24 protein-coding genes and 1 pseudogene are annotated in these 20,762 nt (G+C 72.7%); 11 read left to right on the top strand and 14 right to left on the bottom strand.

The genetic code is table 11. From position 1 onward, the window contains the following. Positions 1-47 precede the first annotated feature (47 nt). The 4 genes from OHA34_RS28605 to OHA34_RS28590 all read left to right on the top strand — a co-directional run bounded on the left by OHA34_RS28605 (position 48) and on the right by OHA34_RS28590 (position 2,709). On the top strand, positions 48-1,280 hold the full coding sequence (locus OHA34_RS28605; protein ID WP_285938628.1) for a DUF4437 domain-containing protein: 1,233 nt from the start codon (positions 48-50) through the stop codon (positions 1,278-1,280). Between the two features lie 258 nt (positions 1,281-1,538). Next, a complete protein-coding gene (locus OHA34_RS28600; protein ID WP_285938330.1) occupies positions 1,539-1,724 on the top strand; it encodes a hypothetical protein in 186 nt (61 codons plus the stop codon). An 84-nt stretch (positions 1,725-1,808) separates the two neighbouring features. Then, a complete protein-coding gene (locus OHA34_RS28595; protein ID WP_329519461.1) occupies positions 1,809-2,357 on the top strand; it encodes a MauE/DoxX family redox-associated membrane protein in 549 nt (182 codons plus the stop codon). Between the two features lie 61 nt (positions 2,358-2,418). Then, positions 2,419-2,709: a hypothetical protein gene (locus OHA34_RS28590; RefSeq protein WP_285938332.1), complete on the top strand. Its 291-nt coding sequence runs from the start codon at positions 2,419-2,421 to the stop codon at positions 2,707-2,709. A 155-nt stretch (positions 2,710-2,864) separates the two neighbouring features. Here OHA34_RS28590 and OHA34_RS28585 read toward each other — a convergent pair whose 3' ends face one another. The 8 genes from OHA34_RS28585 to OHA34_RS28550 form a co-directional block, all read right to left on the bottom strand. Next, positions 2,865-3,281, bottom strand: a complete 417-nt coding sequence (locus OHA34_RS28585; RefSeq protein WP_285938334.1) for a spore-associated protein A — start codon at positions 3,279-3,281, stop codon at positions 2,865-2,867. A gap of 128 nt (positions 3,282-3,409) precedes the next feature. Then, the gene (locus OHA34_RS28580) at positions 3,410-4,141 is read right to left on the bottom strand and encodes an ABC transporter ATP-binding protein (RefSeq protein ID WP_285938335.1); all 732 of its coding nucleotides are present in this window, start codon (positions 4,139-4,141) and stop codon (positions 3,410-3,412) included. Beyond that, positions 4,138-5,967 (bottom strand): branched-chain amino acid ABC transporter ATP-binding protein/permease, encoded by a 1,830-nt coding sequence (locus OHA34_RS28575; protein ID WP_285938336.1) that lies wholly within the window; start codon positions 5,965-5,967, stop codon positions 4,138-4,140. The genes OHA34_RS28580 and OHA34_RS28575 overlap by 4 nt, the downstream gene beginning before the upstream one ends. Continuing rightward, positions 5,967-6,836 carry a branched-chain amino acid ABC transporter permease gene (locus OHA34_RS28570; protein WP_329519460.1) on the bottom strand — a complete coding sequence of 290 codons (870 nt, stop codon included), beginning with the start codon at positions 6,834-6,836 and terminating at the stop codon, positions 5,967-5,969. The genes OHA34_RS28575 and OHA34_RS28570 overlap by 1 nt, the downstream gene beginning before the upstream one ends. Continuing rightward, positions 6,833-8,023, bottom strand: a complete 1,191-nt coding sequence (locus tag OHA34_RS28565; protein ID WP_285938338.1) for an ABC transporter substrate-binding protein — start codon at positions 8,021-8,023, stop codon at positions 6,833-6,835. The genes OHA34_RS28570 and OHA34_RS28565 overlap by 4 nt, the downstream gene beginning before the upstream one ends. A 190-nt stretch (positions 8,024-8,213) precedes the next feature. Continuing rightward, a complete protein-coding gene (locus OHA34_RS28560) occupies positions 8,214-9,017 on the bottom strand; it encodes an IclR family transcriptional regulator (protein WP_329519459.1) in 804 nt (267 codons plus the stop codon). 17 nt (positions 9,018-9,034) lie between these two features. Next, the gene (locus OHA34_RS28555; RefSeq protein ID WP_285938340.1) at positions 9,035-9,379 is read right to left on the bottom strand and encodes a hypothetical protein; all 345 of its coding nucleotides are present in this window, start codon (positions 9,377-9,379) and stop codon (positions 9,035-9,037) included. Between the two features lie 78 nt (positions 9,380-9,457). Continuing rightward, positions 9,458-10,081, bottom strand: coding sequence for a cupin domain-containing protein (locus tag OHA34_RS28550; RefSeq protein WP_329519458.1), 624 nt, complete (start codon positions 10,079-10,081; stop codon positions 9,458-9,460). Positions 10,082-10,170: 89 nt separating this feature from the next. Between OHA34_RS28550 and OHA34_RS28545 the strand changes: the two genes are divergently transcribed. Both OHA34_RS28545 and OHA34_RS28540 read left to right on the top strand, forming a co-directional pair. After that, positions 10,171-11,046: a VOC family protein gene (locus tag OHA34_RS28545; RefSeq protein WP_285938342.1), complete on the top strand. Its 876-nt coding sequence runs from the start codon at positions 10,171-10,173 to the stop codon at positions 11,044-11,046. A 27-nt stretch (positions 11,047-11,073) separates the two neighbouring features. After that, positions 11,074-11,574 (top strand): hypothetical protein, encoded by a 501-nt coding sequence (locus tag OHA34_RS28540; protein WP_329519457.1) that lies wholly within the window; start codon positions 11,074-11,076, stop codon positions 11,572-11,574. A gap of 16 nt (positions 11,575-11,590) precedes the next feature. Here OHA34_RS28540 and OHA34_RS28535 read toward each other — a convergent pair whose 3' ends face one another. After that, entirely contained in the window at positions 11,591-12,037 is a 447-nt protein-coding gene (locus OHA34_RS28535; RefSeq protein WP_329519456.1) for a YybH family protein, read from the bottom strand. Between the two features lie 148 nt (positions 12,038-12,185). Between OHA34_RS28535 and OHA34_RS28530 the strand changes: the two genes are divergently transcribed. Next, positions 12,186-13,070 (top strand): IclR family transcriptional regulator, encoded by an 885-nt coding sequence (locus OHA34_RS28530; protein ID WP_329519455.1) that lies wholly within the window; start codon positions 12,186-12,188, stop codon positions 13,068-13,070. An 18-nt stretch (positions 13,071-13,088) separates the two neighbouring features. Here the strand turns inward: OHA34_RS28530 and OHA34_RS28525 are convergent, their stop codons facing one another. Then, complete coding sequence (locus tag OHA34_RS28525; RefSeq protein ID WP_285938346.1) at positions 13,089-13,802, bottom strand: hypothetical protein; 714 nt, start codon at positions 13,800-13,802, stop codon at positions 13,089-13,091. Positions 13,803-13,920: 118 nt separating this feature from the next. On the opposite strand from OHA34_RS28525, the gene OHA34_RS28520 reads away from it, so the two are divergent. Further along, positions 13,921-15,336, top strand: coding sequence for an aldehyde dehydrogenase family protein (locus OHA34_RS28520; protein ID WP_285938347.1), 1,416 nt, complete (start codon positions 13,921-13,923; stop codon positions 15,334-15,336). On the opposite strand, the gene OHA34_RS28515 is transcribed toward OHA34_RS28520, so the two are convergent. Continuing rightward, a complete protein-coding gene (locus OHA34_RS28515; RefSeq protein ID WP_329519454.1) occupies positions 15,333-15,794 on the bottom strand; it encodes a VOC family protein in 462 nt (153 codons plus the stop codon). The genes OHA34_RS28520 and OHA34_RS28515 overlap by 4 nt on opposite strands. A gap of 163 nt (positions 15,795-15,957) precedes the next feature. Here OHA34_RS28515 and OHA34_RS28510 point away from each other — a divergent pair, with 163 nt between their 5' ends. The 3 genes from OHA34_RS28510 to OHA34_RS28500 all read left to right on the top strand — a co-directional run bounded on the left by OHA34_RS28510 (position 15,958) and on the right by OHA34_RS28500 (position 18,596). Next, complete coding sequence (locus OHA34_RS28510) at positions 15,958-17,394, top strand: FAD-dependent oxidoreductase (protein ID WP_285938349.1); 1,437 nt, start codon at positions 15,958-15,960, stop codon at positions 17,392-17,394. 80 nt (positions 17,395-17,474) lie between these two features. Then, a complete protein-coding gene (locus OHA34_RS28505; RefSeq protein ID WP_285938351.1) occupies positions 17,475-17,885 on the top strand; it encodes a YchJ family protein in 411 nt (136 codons plus the stop codon). A gap of 207 nt (positions 17,886-18,092) precedes the next feature. Then, positions 18,093-18,596: an NUDIX hydrolase gene (locus tag OHA34_RS28500; RefSeq protein WP_285938352.1), complete on the top strand. Its 504-nt coding sequence runs from the start codon at positions 18,093-18,095 to the stop codon at positions 18,594-18,596. Positions 18,597-18,639: 43 nt separating this feature from the next. Here the strand turns inward: OHA34_RS28500 and OHA34_RS28495 are convergent. The 3 genes and pseudogenes from OHA34_RS28495 to OHA34_RS28485 all read right to left on the bottom strand — a co-directional run. Beyond that, positions 18,640-19,059 (bottom strand): annotated as a pseudogene (locus OHA34_RS28495) (LysE family translocator); the annotation flags it as partial. Positions 19,060-19,080: 21 nt separating this feature from the next. Next, positions 19,081-20,127, bottom strand: a complete 1,047-nt coding sequence (locus tag OHA34_RS28490) for a CU044_5270 family protein (protein ID WP_329519453.1) — start codon at positions 20,125-20,127, stop codon at positions 19,081-19,083. After that, complete coding sequence (locus OHA34_RS28485) at positions 20,120-20,719, bottom strand: RNA polymerase sigma factor (RefSeq protein WP_329519452.1); 600 nt, start codon at positions 20,717-20,719, stop codon at positions 20,120-20,122. Before OHA34_RS28485 ends, OHA34_RS28490 begins: the two co-directional genes overlap by 8 nt. Positions 20,720-20,762: the final 43 nt, after the last annotated feature.

Raw genomic sequence — 20,762 nt, 5'->3', positions numbered from 1 at the left:
CGGCTCCGGCACTGACCGACACTCACATATTTTCAGGAGAGGTGACCATGCGACCCCACGTCGAACTCATCCAGGAGAACGACTACGTCTGGCACGGCGCCGAACTCGTCGGCGGCGAAGGCCGGGCCAGCGAGCGTCGGCTGTCGGTGGACGAGGAGGACGGCTCCAGCTCGCTGCGGGTCGACTTCCACACCCGCTGGGGCCGCGGACCCGGCATCCACCACGCCAACACCGAGTACTACGTGCTCGAAGGCGGGATGACCTACGGCGACCAGAAGATCGGCAAGGGCGGCTACGTGTACGCCCCCAAGGGCATCCCGGTCGAGGCGATCACCTTCGCCGAGGGCACCCGGGTCCTGCTCTACCGCGAGTACGGCGACGCCGGCTTCGACGCGGTGGACAGCGTCCGCGCCCCCGCCTGGGCCGACGCCCGCGAGGAGGTCATCGTCACCGACACCGAGGCGATGAACTGGGACGCGGTGCCGGTCGCGGGCCCGATGCCCGGCCTGTTCATCAAGTACCTGCACGTCGACCCGCACACCGGGTTCTACACCCGCCTCGTGCACGCCCAGGAGGGCTGGACCGACCACCGCCTCGCGCACCACCCGTGCTACGAGGAGGCGTACACGATCCAGGGCCACATGGAGTACAACTTCGGCACCCTGGACCTCGGCACCTACTTCTTCCGTCCGGCCCGGGTCAAGCACGGCCACTTCACCAGTGAAGAGGGCGGCGCGACCTGGCTGATGCGCTCCGACGGCGAGCTGACGAACTGGTACACCCAGAACGAGTGGGTGCGCTGGGGCGGCGAGGCCGTCAACTACGGCCCGGACGAGGGCCGGATGCGCTGGTCGCAGTCGTCCCACGACCTGGCGTCCCGGCCGCCCCGCCGCAACGCCAAGAACATCCGCGAACTGGAGGAGTCGGTGGCCTTCCAGCGCTCGCTGGGCGCCCCCGACGCCGACTACGTCCCGCACGGCCGGGGCACCGACCCCAGCCTGATCGCCCTCGCCAAGGCCCTCGACGCGAAGGCCCTCCAGGCCGGCCATGGTCACGACCATGACCACGAGCACGACCATGACCACGAGCACGCGCCGACGGCCGACTGGGGAGCCGACCCCGCGTCCCTGGAGCACACCGCCGAGCGGACCGACGAGCACAGCCACAACTGGGGCCAGGGCCGCGCCTGGGAGAAGGGCGAGCACATCCCCGCCCCCATCCTGTCCACCCTCCCCGTCCGCAGCCGCTCCGCCGGCCGCTGGGACGGCGACGGGATGTAGTCCAGGGCCCTCCCCGGAGCAGCCCCGGGCGGGACCCGCGCGGAAGAGGGGCCGGAGCAACCCGGCCCCTCTTCCGTGTCCCCTTTTCTCACGTTCCCTTTTCGCCCGCCCTTCCGCGTTCCCTTTTCGTGTCCCCTTTTCGTGTTCAGAACACATCCTGAATATCTGCCGCGTTCCTTCCCCTTGCCAGCCGATTTCCGCCGCGTACCGTGCTGCACCAGAGGCCACAACCGGTTCTCCTGAGTGAAAGGCGGCGGCATGGCACGAAGCGTTCTGAGGCTGGCCGACCAACTGGTGTCGAGGCTGGTCCCGCGCGCTGAAGCGTCCGCGGCCACACAGACCAAGTGCGTTTGCTGCGCCAGCACCTACTCCAAGATCTGCTACCGCGACTGCATCTCCGCGGTCTGCGAGCCCTGGGGCTGCCGGGCCTGCAACACCTGCTGAGCGGGCCGGGCGGGTGGGGGCGGCGAACGGGCCGCCCCCACCCGCGCGTCCCGGTCAGGTCATGTCGCGGTGGAAGGAGTCCGGGTGGCCGATCTGATCGTCTTCGCGGTGGCGGTCCTGCTCGCGGAGGTCTTCGCGGTCTCCGCGGCGGGCAAGATACGCGGCCGGACGGCCTTCGCCGGCTTCGCCGGTTCGGTCCCCCGGCTGGTGCCGCGGCTGCCCGCGCGCCCGGCGGCGGTCGCGGTGCTCGCCGGAGAGTTGGCGACGCCGCCGCTGCTGCTGATCGCCCCGGCCGCCGGGTTCGCCCTCGCCGCGCTGCTGCTGGCCGCCTTCGGCGCCGCCATCGGCGCCGCGCTTCGGACGGGCCGCCGGGCCCCGTGCCGCTGCTTCGGCACGTCCGCGGCCCCGCTCGGCCCGGCCCACCTGGTCCGCGCCGCGCTGCTCGCGGCGCTGGCCGCCGCGGGCGCCGCCGGCGTCCTGCTGACCGGGCCGACCGGCACGCTGTTCGCGCTGCTCGGCGGCGCCGAGGCCAGCGGACTGGCGGTCGCCGCCGCCGCCGGGAGCGCGCTCGCCGTCGTGGCGGTCTTCCTCGACGACCTGGTGTTCCTGTTCGGCGATCCCGGAAGGATCTGATCGCGGACGGGCACCAGCGGATCCCTGCTGTTCGACCACCACCGGGCGGGCACGCGCCCTGATGGCGCTGGACGGGACCTACGCCCGGCTGTTCACCCTCCAGGCCGCCGGATACGAGACGAGCTCTCATGATCGGGCCAGTGGTGGCGGGCGCCGCCCGCGCTCCGGCCCGGTGCCGAGGAACGCGGTGCCGGCGCTGGCGGCGGTGCCCGAGCGGGCGGTCCCGGACGGCCGGCTGGTCGCCGTCGGCGACGACCCGTCCGCCAGCAGCGACTCCCGTGAGCTCGGCTACTTCCACGGGGACCTCCTGCTCGGCGTGGTGCTGAGGAGGCTGCCGGCCGAGCCCGGATGAGAACGCGGTGTGCCGCCTCCCGCTATGAGTACCCGGTGGAGAGCACGCCGTAGCTCATGGGACCGACGCGAGCGCGCCGGGGGTGACGTGCGGCCACCCGGATCCTGGACGGGGCGGAGGCGGCCGGTGGCCTTAGGGGCACCGGCCGCTCAAGGTCAGCCGCAGTGGACCTTCTTCACGTTCCGGTAGTAGCTCCGGCTGGAGAAGATGCCACCGGTGAGGTTGAGGCACTTGCCCTTGGCCTCGAGGTAGACCGGGCCCGCGTAGTACTTGTAGGCGCCGTCGTCGTGGACGCTGACGGTCGAGCCGTCGGTCGCGTACATGATGATCTGCTTCCAGCCGGCCACTCCGGGATCGGTCCCGTAGGTGAGCGCGCAGTTCTTGCCGTTGGAGGAGTTGTAGTACAGCTCGATGCTGCCGACCTTGAAGCTGTCACCGATGTTGTAGACGTCGATGCGCGAGTAGCCGGCACCGCAGGGGCCCGCGGCGTTCGCGGGGGGCGCGCCCAGGGTGAGGACACTGGCGGCGGTCACTGCCGCGGCACCGGCCGCGGTCATTCGCTTGCTGCGCATGGAGGACGTCCCTTCGCCGATCACCATGACCGGCCTCGGGCGTCATGATCGCGGTGACATTTCGGACCCGGCAAGGGCCCGGGGGCCCAAGGTCCGCCCCGGGCCGCGGCCCGGGGCGGGCGTGCAGGTCAGGCCGCGGATTCGCCGCCCAGGTAGAGGGTCTTGACCATGGGGTCGGCCTCCACTTCGGCGGCGGTTCCGGACAGTCCGATGCGGCCCCGTTCCAGGACGTAGGCGCGGTCGGCCAGCTTCAGGGCGATCATGGCGAGCTGCTCGACGAGGAGCACCGACATGCCGCGTTCGGCGTGGAGGCGCTTGACGTAGGAGAACAGCTCGGCGGCCTTGAGCGGGGCCAGGCCGAGGGACGGCTCGTCCAGGACGAGGAGCTTCGGTTCGCTCATGAGGGCCCGGCCGACGGCGAGCATCTGCGCCTCGCCGCCGGACAGGGTGCCCGCCGCCTGGTCCCGGCGTTCGGCCAGGCGGGGGAACAGCTCCAGGACCTCGTCCATCAGCGTCTGGGTGCGGGCGCGGCTGCGGCGCAGCGGGAAGCTCCCGAGCTGGAGGTTCTCCAGCACGGTGTGGTCGGGGAAGATCCGGCGGCCCTCCGGGACGTGCCCGATGCCGAGGCCGGTGCGGCGCCAGCCGGGGACCTTCGTGACGTCCTTCCCCGCGAACACGACCGTCCCGGCGGACGGCTTCAGCAGGCCCGACAGCACCTTGAGGGTGGTGCTCTTGCCGGCGCCGTTCGGGCCGAGCAGGACGACGAACTCGCCCTCCCCCACCGTCACGCCGACCTCGTCCAGGACGCGGACGCCGCCGTAGCCGGCCTTGATTCCGCTCATCTCCAGCAGCGCGGTCACGTCAGGTCCTCCACCAGGTCGGGGCGGCCCAGGTAGGCGTCCAGCACCTGGGGATCGGCGCGGACGTCGGCGGGCGGACCGCAGGCGATCACCTTGCCGCTGTCGATGACGGTGAGCCGGTCGCAGACGTCCATGACGAAGTCCATGTTGTGCTCGATCAGAACCACCGCGAGGCCGTGGTCGCGGAACGCGCGGCAGAGCCGGGTGAGGGCGTCGATCTCGGCGGGGACCAGACCGGTGGCGGGCTCGTCCAGGATCAGCACCCGGGGTCCGGACGCCACGGCGCGGACGACCTCCAGGAGGCGCTTCTGCCCGTGCGAGAGGTCCCCGGCGAGCTGCCCGGCGCGTCCGCCCAGGCCGGCGAACGCCAGGAGCTCGGCGGCCTCGGCGCGGGAGGCGCGTTCGCGCCGCCGGTACGCCGGGAGCCGCAGGACGGCCGAGATCCAGCCGTAGTCCTCGCGCCCGCGCATCCCGGTGAGGACGTTGTCGAGCACCGACTGCTGCGCGAACAGGTGCGGGACCTGGAAGACGCGGGTGACGCCGCTCTCGGCGACGGCCCACGGCCGGTCCGGGGCGGGCTCGCCGCAGATCAGCACCTCGCCCGCGTCCACCTTGTGGAACCGGGTGAGGCAGGCGACGGTGGTGGACTTGCCGGAGCCGTTCGGCCCGATGATGCCGTGCACGCTGCCCGCGGCCACCGACACGTCGACGCCGTCGACGGCCTTGACGCCGCCGAAGTGCTTGACCAGGCCGCGTCCCTCCAGGGCGGGGACCTCGCGGTCGACGGCGCCCGGCAGCACCGATTCGGGCAGCCCGCCGGACGGTTCGGCGTCGGTGCCGTCCGGCGGCCGGCCGAACCGGCTGCCCCGCCAGGTGCCGACCACGCCCTTGGGGATCACCATCATGGCGATCAGCAGGGTGAGGCCGAGGAACAGCGTGGTGTAGCGGGCGTAGTCCTTGATCAGCTCGACCACCACGGCGATCACCGCGACGCCGAGCACCGGGCCGGCCAGGGTGCCGATGCCGCCGAGGAACAGCCCGACGAAGAACACCAGGCCGTTGTCGAGCAGCCCGACGTCGGGGTTGATGAACCCGAGCTGCAACGCGTACAGCCCGCCGGCGAGCCCGGCGATCGCGCCGGCCAGGGTGAAGACCAGCACCTTGGTGCGGGTGGGCCTGATGCCCATGGCCGAGGCGGTGTCGGTGCTCTCCTTCACCGCCATCACCGCGCGGCCGACGCCGCTGCGGACCAGGTTGCGCTGGACGATGTAGGTGAGGACCAGGGCCAGGAGGGTGACGTAGTAGAACGCGGTCTTGGACAGCCCGCCCGGGGTCACCCCGACGATGCCGTTGACCCCGTCGGTGACCGCCTCCCAGGACTTGCCGCCCTCCACCACGATCAGGTTGGCGGCCAGGGTGATCATGCCGAAGTAGAGGTATGTCGCGCGGAGGCTGATCACCAGGACCAGGGCGGAGAAGGCCGCGCCGAGCGCCATCGCCAGCGCGACCCCGACGAGCCAGGGCAGCCCGGCCTTAACGGTGGTGTACGCGACGGCGTAGCCGCCGAGCAGCTGCATGCCGGTGTGCATCATCGACAGCAGCCCGCCGTACCCCATCGACATGTTCAGCGAGATCGTGAGGATCGCACTGATCGCGGCGGACGCGACGATGCCGTTGTAGTACGAGGCGTTGTAGCTGTAGAAGTCGGTGAGCGAGGGCCAGGCGAGCAGCAGCGCAGCGGCGACCGCCGTCAGCCCCGCGGGCAGCCACCGCATCGCCCTGGTCAGGGCCGACGCTCGCGCGGGTGCGCTCATCGGTGCGCTCATCAGTGCGCCTCCATCGGCTTGCCGAACAGACCGGAGGGGAAGGCCACCAGGATCAGCGCGAGCAGCCCGAAGACCACGAAGTCGCCGATGGTGGCGCTGGTCAGGTTGCGGATGACCGCGTCCAGCAGGCCGACGATCATGCCGCCGGCCAGCGCGCCGCGCGGCGAGCCGACGCCGCCGATCACCGCGGCGGTGAACCCCTTGATGGTGAACACCAGCCCCGAGGCCGGTCCGATGAACAGGATCGGCGCGGCCAGCACGCCGGCGAAGGCGCAGATCACCGCGGCGATCACGAAGCTGAGCAGCACGATCCGGCGGACCGGGATGCCCATGATCACGGCGGCGTCGGCGTCGTGCGAGGCCGCCCGGATGGCGCGCCCGTAGGCGGTGAGCCGCAGGAAGGCGTCGTAGCCGGCGACCACCACGATCGCGACCGCGATCGTCAGGAGCTGCTGCCAGGAGATCCGCTGCCCGAAGATGTCCAGGAAGCCGGACACCAGCGCCTTGGGCCGCAGCGCGTCCACGTCGTAGAAGCGGAGCGTGAACAGCGCCTGGAAGATCATCGCGGCGGCCAGCGTCGCGATGATCCAGGCGTACCGGGAGCCGGACAGCCGCACCGGAAGCATGATCATTCGCTCGGTCAGCAGCCCCATCACCACGCCGAGCGCGAGCGTGAGGGCCAGCGCGGCCGGCCAGCCCCAGTGCCACAGCGCGACGACCTGGTAGCTGATCGCCGCACCGAGCACGATCGGCTCGCCCTGGGCGAAGTTCATCACCCGGGTCGGCTGGAAGACGATCGCCAGGGCGAGCGCGACCAGCGCGTAGATCGCCCCGGCGAACAGCCCGTCGATCCAGACCTGAGCGCTCACGACGAGGAGATCTCCTTGGTGAACCAGCCCTTGGCGTCCTTGCTCCACTGGTAGAGGTGGACCTCGTTGTAGAACTCGTGGGTCTTGCCGGGCTTGACGGCGTTGCCGGACGGGGTCTGCTCGGCGGTGAGGTCGAGCGCCTCGATGGCGGGGGCGACCTTCTCGGCGTCGGTGCTCTTGACGGCCTTCACCGCCTGCTCGAACGCGAACAGGCAGTCGGCGGTGATGGCCGCGCCCTTCGGCGAGGTCGCGCCGGTCTTCGGGCCGACGTTCTTGCCGTACTTGGCCTCGATCGCCTTGATGTGCTCCAGGTAGCCCGGCTTCCACTGGGCCCGGTCGATGCGCTCGGGGTACTGGTAGAGGGGGGCGGGGAAGACCGCGCCGTCGGCGGCGTCACCGGCGGCCTCGACGAACGAGATGTTCTGCATGCCCGAGCCGCCGCCGACGAGCTTGCCCTTGAAGCCGATCTCCGCCGCGGCGGCCATCGTCTTGGAGCCGCCCGCACTGCTGGAGACCATGATGGCGCCGGCGTTCTTGAACTTCTCGACGTAGGCGCGGTGGCTCTGGTCGTCGGCCCGGTTCGTCTGGTAGCCGAGGTACTTGATGCCCGCCTTCGGCAGCATCTCCTTCAGCGCGGCATCGGTGTTCTTGCCGGTGTCGTCGGCCTCGTAGACCAGGCCGAGGGACTTGACGCCCTCCTGCTTCAGCCAGCCGACGACCTTCTCGGCGTCCAGCAGAAACGGGTCCTGCGAGCGGAAGCCGTACTTCAGCTCGGCGAAGCTGCCGGTGGAGACGGCCGGCTGGCAGTTGAGCTTCTTGTTCTTCTCGTAGGTGCCCTTGGCCGCGTCGTAGAACGCGGTCAGCGACGGGCCGATGACCAGCTTCACCGCGTCGTTGCCGGCCAGCTCGTTGGCGGCCTGGACGGCCTTGCCGGGGTCGAGCGCCGAGTCGCGGACGATCAGCTTGAGCTTGGCGCCGTCGATCCCGCCGGTGGCGTTGATCTTCTCGATCTGCACGTTCAGCGAGTTCTGCTGGGAGATCCCGAGGACCGCGAAGGGACCGCTCATCGGGGAGATGAGGCCCACCTGGATCTCCGGCTTGCCGTCGGCGCTCTTTCCCGAACATCCGGTCGCGGTCACGGCGAGCGCCGCGAGTCCCGCGACGGCCGTGACGACTGATCTGCGCATCTGCACCTCCACCAGGATGTTCCTTTTCTCGGAACGCGGTTCCGTGCGATGGACGCTATAGAGGCGCTCGTCACAGTGTCAATAGGTCTGACTTTTAAGTCTATGACGTTTTTGTTAAGCGCTGAGCTGCGGGAACGCAGGAAATCGCCGCGCCCGCCGGAGCGGGCGCGGCCAGGGCCTGGAGCGATCCTCAGTTCCTGTCGGTGACGTGACCCATGAGAGTGGAAAGCCGGGCGGTCACCTCGAGCAGCGCGGCGGCGCACGCCCCGGCCTCCCCGCGGAACCGCTCGACCGGTCCGCAGACGCTGACGACGGCGGCCGGACGGCCGTGGTGGTCGAAGACCGGCGCGGCGACCGAGGCGGCACCGGACTGCCGTTCGGCGAACGACCGGGCGTAGCCGTCCCGGCGGATCTCCTCCAGTTCGGGCCGGAGGGCCTCGGGGTCGACCACGGTCCGGTCGGTGAGCCGGCTGAAGTGGTCGACCGAGAGGTACTCCTCGACCTCGGCGTCCGGGAGGAAGGCCAGGAACGCCTTCGACGACGCGCCCGCGTGCAGCGGGAACGGGACGCCGAGCGTCACCGACATGAGGACCTCGCGGTCCGGGGTCACCTGGTCGATGTAGACGCGCTGCGCGCCGACCCGGGACGACAGCGTCGCGGTCTCCCGCGTCGCCCGGGAGAGCGCGACCAGGTCCGGGGCCGCCAGCCGCCGCACGTCGATGGCGTCCAGGTAGGCCAGGCCGAGCCGCATCGCGGTCAGCCCGAGCGCGTACCGGCGGGTCTCGGCGTCGACCTCGACCAGCCCGCGGCTGCGCAGCGAGGTGAGGATGCGGTGCACCGCGGGCTTGGAGAGCCCGAGCACGTCGGCGATCTCGGTGACGCCGAGCGTCCGGGCGCCGGGCGCGGTGAACAGCACCAGCACGTCCGCCGCCCGCTCCACCGTGGTGGCCGACTGGCCGAGCCGGCCGGCGGCGCTCCGGGTGTCCTGGGGCATGGCGGCGCTCCCCCGTCTCAGTCCCGGTTCAGGCCGATGGGCACCGGCGGGTCGGTGACGATCCGGGTGTCGAGGAACTCCCACCAGTCGTCCTGGGTGACGCGCTCGCCCTCCCACTCGGCGTCGGCCTTCAGCCCGCCGAGCGCGGCGCGGTAGGCGCCCCAGCCCGCCTCGTCCTCGAACGCGGCCCAGTTCTCGATGGTGTAGACGTCGCCGATCACGCTGTAGTACCAGCGGACCGACTTCACCGAGGGCAGGTCGCGGTAGAACCAGCGCTCGCGGTCCTCCAGCCAGGCCCAGAACTCCTTCTGGTTGCGGCGCGCCCGCTCGCTCAGCCGCATCCGGTACACGAGGTAGATCATGATGGTCCTCCAAAGCGTTCCGCTGGACGTGACGGCGTCACGCCTCAACTCTGCGGGACATCTTGTAACAGCTTTCCGCTAATTGGAATACCTGAGGTGAAGGAACACGCGTCCGGGACGGTCCGGGAGCGGCTCGCCCGGGGCGGACGCCGTCCAGTGCGGGCCGTCCAGCCAGAGCGCGCGGGCCGCGGGTGCGGGCGCGGCCGTCCGGCCGAACGTCGTGGGCGCGGTCGCGTACAGCCGGGTCTCGCTCGCGGTCCCGGTGCGCAGCGGCAGGCCGCCCGCCGGGATCCGGACCGAGCGCAGCGGCGTCCGCTCGGAGGGCGCGGGGACGTAGTCGGCCGGGCCTTCCACCCAGCGCGGGATCCCGGCGAACCAGGCCAGCGCCAGGGCCCCTGACCTGCTGTTGGAGTCGATCCGGACGGTGCCGCGCGGGATCAGGGCGCGGTCGCCCGGCCGGTAGGCCGTACCGGACACGATCAGCTCGCCCTCGAGCACGACGAACTCCTCGTCGCAGGCGTAGTGCCCGGCGACCGGACGGGTCCATCCGGGCGGGAACCGGACCAGCGAGGTCGAGCTCCCGTCGGCGGGATCGACCTCCAGCCGGACCATCCCCACGGCCGGGTCCGATCCGGGGATCGTGAACGGGACCCAGGGGAGATCCGCGCCGCGGGGGTCCGCGTCGGCCGTGCGCAGCGTCATCGACGTCCTCCATCTGTTTCTTTATTCGGAACAGTGTTTCAGATAGCATCCGGGTCGGCCACCCGGTCGCCGTCCCCCTTGGAGGGTCCATGCTCAGCAGCCCGCGGTACGCCGTCCTCGGATGCCACGACCTGCCCGCCGCCGCGTCGTTCCTCGGCGTGCTCGGCTACACCGAGCGGCACCGCGGCACCCTCGCGGCGGACGCCGCCGGGGCGCTCTACGGCCTCGCCGGACCGGCCGAGGAGGCGCTGTTCCTCCCCGAGGGCGCGGACGACGGCGGCCTGCTCCTGGTGGCGGCCCCCGAGGGGAGCACCGCGCTGAGCCTCGGCGGCTACGCGGTCGACGTCTACACCAGCGACATCGAGGCCAGCGCCGCCGAGCTCGTCGCGGCGGGGGCGACCGCGTCCGCGATCTCCCGCTGGGAGCTCGGCGACCGGCCGTTCGCCGAGTGCCGGGTCACCGGCCCCGGCGGCGTCGCCGTGGTGATCATCGAGGGCAGCTCGCGGCGGGCCAGCCTGCTGGACGGCGACCCCGCGCGGCGGCACTCCGAACTCCAGGCCGCCGTGCACCTGACCGCCGGCTGCGACGCCGCGTTCTGGCCAAGGCTCGGGCTCGTCCAGCTCTACTCGCAGCGCGTGGTCGACCCGGTGGTGGCGCGGCTGATCGGGCTGGACGACCCGGACGCCGAGATCATCCTGGACCTGTTCTGGGACGGGCACGGCGCCCGCGTCGAGCTGATCAGCTTCCCCGGCCTCGACCTCCCCGCGGGCGACTCCGCGTTCACCTCGGGCATGCGCTCGGGCGTGTTCACCGTCCCGGACGTGGCCGCGGCCCGCGCCCTGCTGGAGGACGCGGGCGCGCGCGTCGGCGCCCTCACGGACAGCGGGTTGCGCGGCGGCCCGGCCTTCACCGCCGAGTCGCCCGACGGCGTGCACCTGGAGTTCTGGACGCGCGCCGAAGGCTGACCCGCCGCCCGGGGGCACACGCCCTGGGTGACCATCACTCACCTCCTGGTCGCCGACCGCGACGCCGTACGTCGCGGGCGGGGTCGACCAGGACACGCCCGCCTCGGCGAACCGCGCGTGCGCGACCTCGATGTCCTTGGCGTACATGTCGATCCCGATCAGGCCCACGTCCAGGTTGTGCGGCCGGGCCGCGACGGCGAGCGGCTCGGGCACCCGGACCAGGTGGATCCGGCCCGTGTCCGCGCCGGCGGCGGCGAGGGCCACCGCCTCGACGTCCGCGCCGCCCGTCCCCCAGAGCGCGCCCGCCACCGCGGCCGGGACGGCGCCCTCGGCGGCCACCTCGTACCCGAGCCGGTCGCGGAAGAAGGCGAGGTGCGGGCCGAAGTCGCCGACCCCGACGATCGCGGCTACCTGTACGAGCTGATCCAGCTCTCCCGCGACGGCCTCCAGAAGGTCCGGACCTGGCACTGGATGAGCGGCGACCGGCTGGTGAAGCGGACCGTGATCAACGAGTCCAGGGTGGCCTGACCGGCGGCGCGCGGGGTCACCGGGGGGCGTCCAGCGGGCGGGCGCCCTCCGGCCACCAGTCGCCCGCGCCGTACGGGTCGGCGAGCGGCTGGGAGCCGTGCTCGTGGACGACCCGCCAGCGGTCGCCCTCCAGCCGCATCAGCCAGGTCATCCGCATCCGGAGCCGGCCCGACTCCCCGTTGCCGAGCACCTCGTAGTCGATCACGCCGGTGACCTGGCCGAGCGTGGCGTTCTCGAACACGTGCGGGCCCTCCACCCAGTGGAACGCGCCGATCCCGACGGGGGCCTGGAAGTAGGCCCGCCAGCCCTGCTCGATCCGGTCGCCGCCGCGGGTGGTCCAGCGCGGCCCCTCGGGGAACACGTAGGCGTCCGGCGCCCCGGAGAAGGAGTCCAGAACCACGTCGAGATCGCGGTCGATGACCGCCTGGATCATGCGCTCGGCCGCGCTGAGCGGGGTGTCCACGGCTACTCTCCTCTGTTTTCGGTCACGAACATGTGCTTGATTTCATACGCATGAAATAGGGTTCTGAGGTTCGGCACGCACCGTTCGCCAGTTGGAACGGTTTTACACTGGTCGAAACGGCCTGCCACCTGGGGAAGGATCTACGTCCATGAGCACCACCGCTCCCACGAGCGAGCTCTCTCCGCGCACCGACGAGCGAGGCCCCACCGGCCAGACCATCGCCACCGTCGAGCGCGCGGCCGACGTCCTGATGTACTTCGCCGAGCAGCGGGCCGCGACCCTCGGCGTCACCGAGGTGGCCACCGCGCTCGGCCTGTCCAAGGCGGCGGTGCACCGGATCCTGACCTCACTGCGCGGGCGCAGCCTGATCGAGCTGGACGAGTCGTCCCGGCGGTACTCGCTCGGGCTGGGCGCGATGAAGCTCGGCATGGCCTACCTGGAACGGATCGACGTGCGGTCGGTGGCCCGGCCCGAGCTGGTCGCGCTGTCGGAGCGGACGGTCGAGACCGCGACGCTGTCGGTCCGGTCCGGCTGGACCCGCTCCTACATCGACCAGGTGACGCCGCGGCGCGAGCTGATCATGTCGGTGACGCTCGGCGTGCCGTATCCCCTGCACGCGGGCGCGTCCTCCAAGGCGTTCCTGGCCTTCCTGTCCGACGAGGAGGTCGACCACTACCTCGCGCAGCCCGTGCTCGACCGGCTCACCGCGGCGACCGTCGCGACCGCGCCGGCGCTGCGCCGCGAGATCGCCGAGATCCGGGAGCGCGGCTACGCGCGCTCGACCGCCGAGCGGCAGACGGGCGCGGCGTCGGTCGCCGCGCCGATCCTCGACCAGAACGACCGTCCGATCGCGGTCATCAGCGTCAGCGGGCCGACCGACCGGTTCACCGATGAGGCCGACGCCTGCTCGGCGGCGCTGCTGCAAACGGTGCGGCGCCTGTCGGAGCGGTTCGGCCACCAGCCCGCCGCCGCCGTGCCGGCTCTCGGGGACGAGGGCGCGAGCGCGGCCGCGAGCGGGATGGCCGCCGGCTGATCGCCGCGGGGCGCGCACTCAGTACGCCGTCGTGCCGGGCTTGACCACGCCGAGCAGCGCGGCGACCACGACCAGGACCCAGATGGCCAGGACGTAGGGGATGCTGCCCTGCACGGCGCCGCGGATGTCGCGTTCCACCTCGGGGCTGCTGCCCTTGGCGAGGAGCGTGCCCCAGGCGGCGCCGAACGGCTTCAGCTTCACCCTGATCGCCAGCCCGCCGGCGATGCACAGCGCGTAGGCGGCGACCTTGCCCGCCAGCCACCTGGGGTCGGAGGTGACGCCGAACGGCTCGTCCGCGACGAAGGTGTAGGCGGCCCCGCCGAGCAGGACGGCGATCAGCGCGCCGCGGACGATCAGGTCGGTCCGGTGCACCGCGTCGCCGAAGCGGCCGGGCCCGCGGCGATAGTCGGCGATGACGAGCCACAGCCAGACCAGCGCAAAAATCCAGATCGCGGCGAGCCGCCGGCCGCCGAACATGTCCCGGCCGAGGTCGTCGGAGGCCATCAGCGTGATGCCGCTGGGCAGGAACAGCACCAGGCAGATCCGCGGCGACATGTCGACCACGTGCATGATCTTCACCGCCACGCCGCGGGCCGCGGTGGACAGCTCGGGCTTCAGGATGAACCTGCTGGAGTAGAAGACACCCAGGTCGCCGCCCAGCCAGTAGACGAACAGGATGATGTGCAGCAGGATCGCCCAGCTGTGCAGGGTCCAGCCATGGGTGCCGGTCACGGGGCCTCCGGATGGGGGGTTAAACGTCAGACTATTATTCGTACCATCAACCCGCCGCCCCATTCCAGATCTAGTGGAACATCGTTACAGTCATCGGAACAACTGAGGAGAGGTTTCGATGGGACGAGAGATCACTGTCCGCGACCCCCGCACCGGCCGGTCCGACCACACCCTGACCTGCGCGGACCCGGGCGAGGTCGGCGCCGCGGCGGCGCGCGCGCGGGCCGCCCAGCCGGGCTGGCTCGCCCTCGGTGTGCCCGGCCGGGTCGCCGCCCTCCGCGCGCTGCGGGACGCGCTCGCCGAACGCGGCGACGCGATGGTGGCGGCGCTCGTCCGCGACACCGGGCGGCTGCCGGTGTCCCGGCTGGAGGTCGACAGCGTCCTGGCGTCCCTGGACCGGTGGTGCGACCAGGCACCGGGGCTGCTCGCGGGCTCCGGCGCCGCGCCCACCTCGATGCCCGGCATCGAGCACCGGCCGGGCCCCCTCCCGTACCCGCTGGTCGGCGCGATCAGCCCGTGGAACTTCCCGCTGCTGCTGGCGATGATCGACGTGGTGCCAGCGCTGCTCGCCGGCTCGGCCGTGCTGGTCAAGCCGAGCGAGGTGACCCCGCGGTTCGCGGCGGTGATGCGCGAGTGCGCGACCGCGGTGCCCGCACTGGACGGGGTGCTCGGCTTCGTCGACGGCGACGGGACGACCGGCGCCGCCCTGGTCGGCTCGGTCGACCTCATCTGCTTCACCGGCAGCGTGCGGACCGGCCGCGCGGTCGGCGCCGCCGCCGCGGCCCGGTTCATCCCGGCGTTCCTGGAGCTCGGCGGCAAGGACCCGGCGATCGTCCTCACCGGCGCCGACCTGGACCGCGCGGCGGCGGCGATCCTGTGGGGCGGGACGGTCAACACCGGCCACTCCTGCATGTCGATCGAGCGGGTCTACGTGGCCGAGGAGGTCTTCGAGGAGTTCGTCGGCCTGCTGGTCGCGCGGGCGCGGCGGGTCGGCCTGGCCTACCCGGAGGTGACCGACGGCGAGCTCGGGCCGGTGATCTCCGCGGCGCAGACCGGGATCATCACCGACCAGATCGCCGACGCCGTCGCGCACGGCGCCACGGTGCACTGCGGCGGGACAGTCCGCGTCCTCGGCGGCGGCGAGTACCTCGAACCGACCGTCCTCACCGGCGTCGACCACTCCATGCGGATCATGCGGGAGGAGACGTTCGGGCCGGTGCTGCCGGTGCTGCCGTTCGCGGACGCCGACGAGGCCGTGGCGCTGGCCAACGACAGCGAGTTCGGGCTGTCGGCGGCGGTGTTCGCCGGGACGACCGAGGCGGCGCTCGCGGTCGGCGCGCGGCTGGAGGCGGGCGGGATCAGCGTCAACGACGCCGCGCTGACCGGGCTCGTCCAGGACGGCGAGAAGAACGCGTTCAAGTCGTCCGGGCTCGGCGGGTCGCGGATGGGCGCGGCGTCGATCCGGCGCTTCCTGCGCCAGCGCTCGTTCCTGATCCGCGACCCCGCCACGAGCGCGCCCTGGTGGTTCGCCTAGAGCGGGCGCACCTCGATCTCGACGCCCGCCGGACCGCGCACCGTGCGGGCGTCCAGCCGGGTGCCGCCCGCGCCGGCCTGCGGGATCGTCCACCAGATGCCGTCGCCGCCGAGCGCGACGAACTCGCTCAGCGTGGCCGCGCCGTAGGGGTAGGTCCCGCGCTCGCGGGACCGCCCGCCCGCGGCGTCGATCTTGGCGGCGGTCCGCTCCAGGTCGCGGGAGTAGATGCCGAGCAGCCGCGGCCCGATGTCCCAGAGCCTCGGGCCCGGCAGCGCGGCGTCGGCCTCGGGGACGGCGACCAGCCGGAGCCGTCCGGTGCCGGACCCGGCGACGCCGAGCAGCGCCTCGCCGCCGTCCCGGCGCAGGACCTCCAGGTCGAGCGCGCGGGTGTGGAAGGCGATGGACGCGTCGAGGTCGCGGCAGCCGGCCACGGCCTCGACAACGGCTCCGAGCGGCATGAGCGGCCTCCGTGTTTTTGGAACACTGTTTCGATTTATGCGCAACATAGGCCGGGGCGCGGCGCAGCGTCCACGCGGAACCTTGCGCTCACCGGCATCTACCGGGCACCATGAGCAGTACTGTGAAACATCGTTCCTGTAAACGGAACACGAAGGAGCCGATGTGCCGACCCAGCAGTACGACCTCGTCATCATCGGAGCCGGTACCGGCGGCATCCCCTGCGCCGTCGAGGCCGCCGGGCGCGGAGCCCGGGTGCTGCTGGTGGAGAAGGACGGCCGGGTCGGCGGCACCCTGCACACCACCGGCGGGCACCTGTCGGCCGGCGGCACCCGCAGGCAGCGCGAGCGCGGCATCGAGGACTCCGTCGCGGCGCACCTGGCCGACATCGAGCGGATCAGCGGCGGGACCGCCCGCGCCGACCTGGTCGAGCTGGCCGCGCGCAACGCGCCCGAGACCGTCGACTGGCTGGAGGACCACGGGTTCGCGTTCGCGCCCGAGTCCCCCCGGCTCGTCTACGGCCACGAGCCGTACGGCGTCGCCCGCACCTACTACGGCAAGGACGCCGGGCTGTCCATCCTGGCCGTGCTCAAGCGGCTGCTGGACGAGCAGGTCGAGGCCGGACGGGTCGAGCTGTGGCTGAGCAGCACCGCGATCGGGCTCGTTGAGGCGCCCGGCACCGCGCCCACGGTGACCGTGCTGCGCGGCGGCGTCGAGGAGGTCGAGGTGCGGACCGCGGCGCTGGTGCTCGCCACCGGCGGGTTCGCCGCCGACGTGGAGCTGTTCGAGGAGATCGAGGGGGTGCCGCTGGTCAGCGCCGCGCACCCCACCTCCACCGGCGACGGCCTGGTCATCGCGCGCGAGGCGGGCGCGGCCATCGCCGGACGCGGCCGGTACCTGCCCACGTTCGGCGGCCTGCCGCACCCGACCACCCCGGGCAAGGCCTACTTCGAGGAGCGCCCGCTGCTGGTCGCGGCCGAGCGACCCCCGTGGGAGATCTACGTCGACCGGGCCGGGCGCCGGTTCGTCGCCGAGGACGAGCCGAGCATCGACCTCAAGGAGCGGGCGCTCGCCGCCGCCACCGACGGCACGTTCTGGACCGTCTTCGACGACGCGGCCCGGCGGAACTCGGTCCCGATGGTCGTCGGCTGGAGCCCCGAGGACGTCCTCGCCAAGGCGGGCACCCGCGCCGGGGTGCACCGGGCCGACACCCTCGCCGAGCTCGCCGCGCTGACCGGCATCGACCCGGCGGGGCTGGCCGCCACCGTGGACCGCTACAACGCCGCGGTGGCCGCCGGGCACGACGCCGAGTTCGGCCGCACCCACCTGCCCGCCCCGATCGCCGCGGGCCCGTTCTTCGCGATGGAGAACCACGCGATCACGCTGGTCACCTTCTCCGGCGTCGACGTGGACGGGCACCTGCGCGTCCGCCGCACCGACGGCCGCGCGATGGAGGGCGTGTACGCACTGGGCGAAATCATCGGCGCCGCCGCCACCTGCGGGAACAGCTTCTGCGGCGGCATGCTCGTCACCCCGGCCCTGACGTTCGGCCGCCTCCTCGGCCGCCGGCTGGCCCCGGCGCCCGCCACCGCCACCGCGTGATCCCCCGCGCACCGCGCCGCGCGCCTCCGCCGCCCGCCCCGATGGGCGCCGCAGTGCCGCGCGTGGTCGACAATGGACGGATGGCCAAACGTCGTAGCGCACCCTCCCGTCCCGCTCCCCCGTGCCCGTGCGGGCTGCCCGCGCCGTACCCGGACTGCTGCGGGCCGCTGCACCAGGGCGACGCGGAGGCCGCGACGGCCGAGCAGCTCATGCGGTCCCGATACAGCGCGTTCGCCAGGGGGGACAGCGCGTACCTGCTGGAGAGCTGGCACTCTTCCACCCGTCCGCCCCGGGCGAACCCCGAGCCCGGCGTGCGCTGGGAGGGCCTGGAGATCATCGGCACCACCGACGGCACCATGGACGACACGGAGGGGACGGTGGAGTTCCGCGCCCGCTTCGCCGACCGCGGCCGTCCGGGTGAGCTTCACGAGGTCAGCCGGTTCGTCCGGCAGGACGGCGCGTGGGTCTATCTCGACGGCCGGGTGAGCTGATCCACCGGCCCGCCCCGCCGAACTCTCGAAACCGGTCATCAGCGGCCAGATCTGGGCATCCTCGCGGCCCGCTCCGCTCTGGGCAAGGCCGCCGATCTGGGAGACGATGCGGCGAGCGGGGCCGGGCCGTGGCCCCCGTGCGGCCCGGCCCTCGCTGTGTCGCCATGACGGTTGAGGCCCCAGGAGACAGCGCCTAGCCTGCCGAGTATGGCCAAGACCAGGTATCGACGGCGGTCCGCGCGGGTGCTGCTCGTCGACGGCGAGCAGCGCATCCTGCTGCTGCGGTATCTCGATCCCCCGGGCGGGCCCGAAGACCGGCACTACTGGCTGACCCCCGGCGGCGGCGTGAACCGGCGCGAGACCCTGGCCGAAGCGGCCTCGCGCGAGCTGCGGGAGGAGATCGGGCTGGTGGTCGCCGCCGCCGATCTCGGGCCGCGGGTCGCCGTCACGTCCGGCTACGCCGACCTCGGCTGGGCGCGCGGCCGGTTTCGCGACGACTTCTTCCTGCACCGGGTCGCGGCGCACGAGGTCGACTTCGGCGGCCTGGACACGATCGAGACCGAGATGGTCACCGGCTACCGCTGGTGGACGGTGGACGAGCTCGGCACGGCCGGCGAACCCGTCTACCCGCTGGGCCTGGCGCCGCTGCTGACGGGCCTCCTGGCCGGCGTGATCCCGTCCGACCCGGTGCCGCTGCCCTGGCACCACTGACCGGCACCCGAACACCAGGACACCGCGACGGCGGTCCGGGCGGTCAGTCCGGGCGGTGGAGGCCGATCGCGGCGGCCCGGTAGTCGCTCGGGCTGACCCCGTACGCCGCGCGGAAGGCCCGGCTGAACGCGGCGAACGGTCCGCGCGAAGCCGCGACGGCGGCCCGGCCGGACGGGTCGGGCCCGGGGGACGAGACGGCGTCGCACGTCTCGTCCCCCGGGCCCGCTTCCGCCTGGACACGCCGCCTCGCCCGCCACAGGGCCGACCCGCCCAGCCACGCGAGGTAGGCGGCGCCGCTGATCCGCACCGCGTCGTAGGCGGCGTGCGAGGCGGTCAGCAGCGCCGTCAGCCCGACCGCCGTCGCCAGCCCCCAGGCCAGGCACCCGGTGATGATGCCGAGCGCGGCGGCGAGCCCGCCGCGCCGCCCGTCGGAGACGGAGGTCCTCAGCACCAGCAGGGTGTCATGCCCCGGAGGATAGGCCGGTCAGACCGGAGGGGCCTGGTCGGCGAGCGAGACGCGTAGCTGCGCCGTCGCGCCCGTGACGGTCCCGACCGGCATCTTGGCCTTCCCGGCGTTGATGACGACGCTTCGCGTGCCGAGGAAGTCGTAGGTCTTCGGGTCGAAGACGTACTCCTCCCGCTCGGCGCCGATGGGGTCGACCATCGACGCGGCGACGCCCTTGCGGCCCGCCGCGTCCGCGGCCTTGCCGGTGGTGGTGACGCCGTGGATCGCCGACGCCGCCTTGAACAGCGCGGCCCGCTGCGCCGCCGGCAGGTACACCTCCCCGAGCAGCTCGCCGACCCGTCCCCAGGCGTCCCAGTCGGCGCGGGCGTCGTGGCCGAGGCCGGTGTAGAGGTGCTCGTACATCTTCGCCGGGTCGGTGGGGAGTCGGCTCACGGCCTGGTAGCCGGTGCGCCCGCCGGTGCCGTCGGTGTCCGCGAGCTTCTCCGGGCCCCTCCGGCCGACCTCCTTCAGCGCGTGCGGCGGGATCGCCTCGCCGGGGATCGCCTTCGGCACCAGCCTCTCGGCCTCGATGAAGCCGCGGGTGGAGTCGCCGTCCAGGGGGAGCCAGACCTTGCGCTTCTCCCTGGTCAGGTACGCCCAGTGCCGTCCGGCGTCGTTGTCCTCGGACAGGTTGGTGCTCTGCGACTCGTAGACCAGGAACTGGCCGGGCTTGGGGTGCAGCTCCTTCTGCCCGCGGACGCTGTCGGCCGCGCGGTTGAGGAGCTGCACCGACGCCACGGGCATCAGGTGGGGCGTCGTCGTGCCCGACCCGCCGTGCGGCGACGGGTCGCCGGTGACGACCACCGCCCCGGCGACCAGCGCCCCGGCGGCCAGTCCCGCCCCCAGGCCGAAGCCGAGGGTGCGGCGACGCGCGCGGGGCCGGGGCCGCGCGCGGCTCGTGCCGGGAGCGGACGCGTCGGCGGCGCCGATGGCGGCCATCAGCCGCCCCTCCTCGGCGCGGAGGTCGGCCGCGGCCGGGCGCGGGATCTCGGCACGGAGCCGTTCCAGCTCGGACATCTCATTCATGGACGGGTTCCTCGCTCACGATGGCCATCGGGTTGATCCCGCCGAGTTCCGCGCGGAGTTTCTTTCGAGCCCGGTTGACGCGCGACCGGACGGTGCCGACGCGCACGCCGAGCGCCTGGGCGACCTCCGGATAGCTGAGGCCGCCCCACACCACCAGCAGCAGCGCGTCGCGATGCCCCTTGGGCAGCGCGGCGAGCGCGCCGGCCAGGTTCCGGCGGGTCGCCTCGGCGCTGATCCGCTCGTCGCTGCGGTCGGTGAACGGCGCCGTCACCGGGTCGGTGCCGGTGCGCTCCAGGAGCCGCCACTGCTGGACCTCGGTCCGGACGTGCCGGCGCATCAGGTTGGTCGCGATGCCGTACAGCCAGGGCCTCGCGTTCGGGCGGGCCAGGTCGTAGCGGTCCCGCTGCCGGAACGCGGCCATGAAGGTCTCCGCCACCACGTCCTCGGCGGCGTCGCCGCCCAGCCTGCGGACGACGTACCGCTTGATGTCGGGGGCATGCCGGCGGAAGACCTCGGCGAACGCCTCCGGCTCGCGCCGGGACCGTTCGATGCACGAGGCGTCGTCGGCCTCCGCCAGGCTCGTATCGCTCATTCTCTGGCCTCTCGGCTTCGGATCAGGTCATCCGCTGTTGCCG

The organism is Spirillospora sp. NBC_01491 (genome assembly GCF_036227065.1).
GTDB classification, from domain to species: domain Bacteria; phylum Actinomycetota; class Actinomycetes; order Streptosporangiales; family Streptosporangiaceae; genus Spirillospora; species Spirillospora xylanilytica.
The sequence above is the reverse complement of the archived record's forward strand: the minus strand, read 5'-3'. Positions and strand labels throughout refer to the sequence as shown.

Bases quoted from the DNA above. Each gene is read 5' to 3' on its own strand.
- OHA34_RS28605 (WP_285938628.1), top strand. From the start codon at position 48: ATGCGACCCCACGTCGAACTCATCCAGGAGAACGACTACGTCTGGCAC.
- OHA34_RS28600 (WP_285938330.1), top strand. From the start codon at position 1,539: ATGGCACGAAGCGTTCTGAGGCTGGCCGACCAACTGGTGTCGAGGCTG.
- OHA34_RS28590 (WP_285938332.1), top strand. From the start codon at position 2,419: ATGGCGCTGGACGGGACCTACGCCCGGCTGTTCACCCTCCAGGCCGCC.
- OHA34_RS28585 (WP_285938334.1), bottom strand. From the start codon at position 3,281: ATGCGCAGCAAGCGAATGACCGCGGCCGGTGCCGCGGCAGTGACCGCC.
- OHA34_RS28575 (WP_285938336.1), bottom strand. From the start codon at position 5,967: ATGAGCGCACCGATGAGCGCACCCGCGCGAGCGTCGGCCCTGACCAGG.
- OHA34_RS28565 (WP_285938338.1), bottom strand. From the start codon at position 8,023: ATGCGCAGATCAGTCGTCACGGCCGTCGCGGGACTCGCGGCGCTCGCC.
- OHA34_RS28560 (WP_329519459.1), bottom strand. From the start codon at position 9,017: ATGCCCCAGGACACCCGGAGCGCCGCCGGCCGGCTCGGCCAGTCGGCC.
- OHA34_RS28555 (WP_285938340.1), bottom strand. From the start codon at position 9,379: ATGATCTACCTCGTGTACCGGATGCGGCTGAGCGAGCGGGCGCGCCGC.
- OHA34_RS28550 (WP_329519458.1), bottom strand. From the start codon at position 10,081: ATGACGCTGCGCACGGCCGACGCGGACCCCCGCGGCGCGGATCTCCCC.
- OHA34_RS28545 (WP_285938342.1), top strand. From the start codon at position 10,171: ATGCTCAGCAGCCCGCGGTACGCCGTCCTCGGATGCCACGACCTGCCC.
- OHA34_RS28530 (WP_329519455.1), top strand. From the start codon at position 12,186: ATGAGCACCACCGCTCCCACGAGCGAGCTCTCTCCGCGCACCGACGAG.
- OHA34_RS28520 (WP_285938347.1), top strand. From the start codon at position 13,921: ATGGGACGAGAGATCACTGTCCGCGACCCCCGCACCGGCCGGTCCGAC.
- OHA34_RS28515 (WP_329519454.1), bottom strand. From the start codon at position 15,794: ATGCCGCTCGGAGCCGTTGTCGAGGCCGTGGCCGGCTGCCGCGACCTC.
- OHA34_RS28505 (WP_285938351.1), top strand. From the start codon at position 17,475: ATGGCCAAACGTCGTAGCGCACCCTCCCGTCCCGCTCCCCCGTGCCCG.
- OHA34_RS28500 (WP_285938352.1), top strand. From the start codon at position 18,093: ATGGCCAAGACCAGGTATCGACGGCGGTCCGCGCGGGTGCTGCTCGTC.
- OHA34_RS28490 (WP_329519453.1), bottom strand. From the start codon at position 20,127: ATGAATGAGATGTCCGAGCTGGAACGGCTCCGTGCCGAGATCCCGCGC.
- OHA34_RS28485 (WP_329519452.1), bottom strand. From the start codon at position 20,719: ATGAGCGATACGAGCCTGGCGGAGGCCGACGACGCCTCGTGCATCGAA.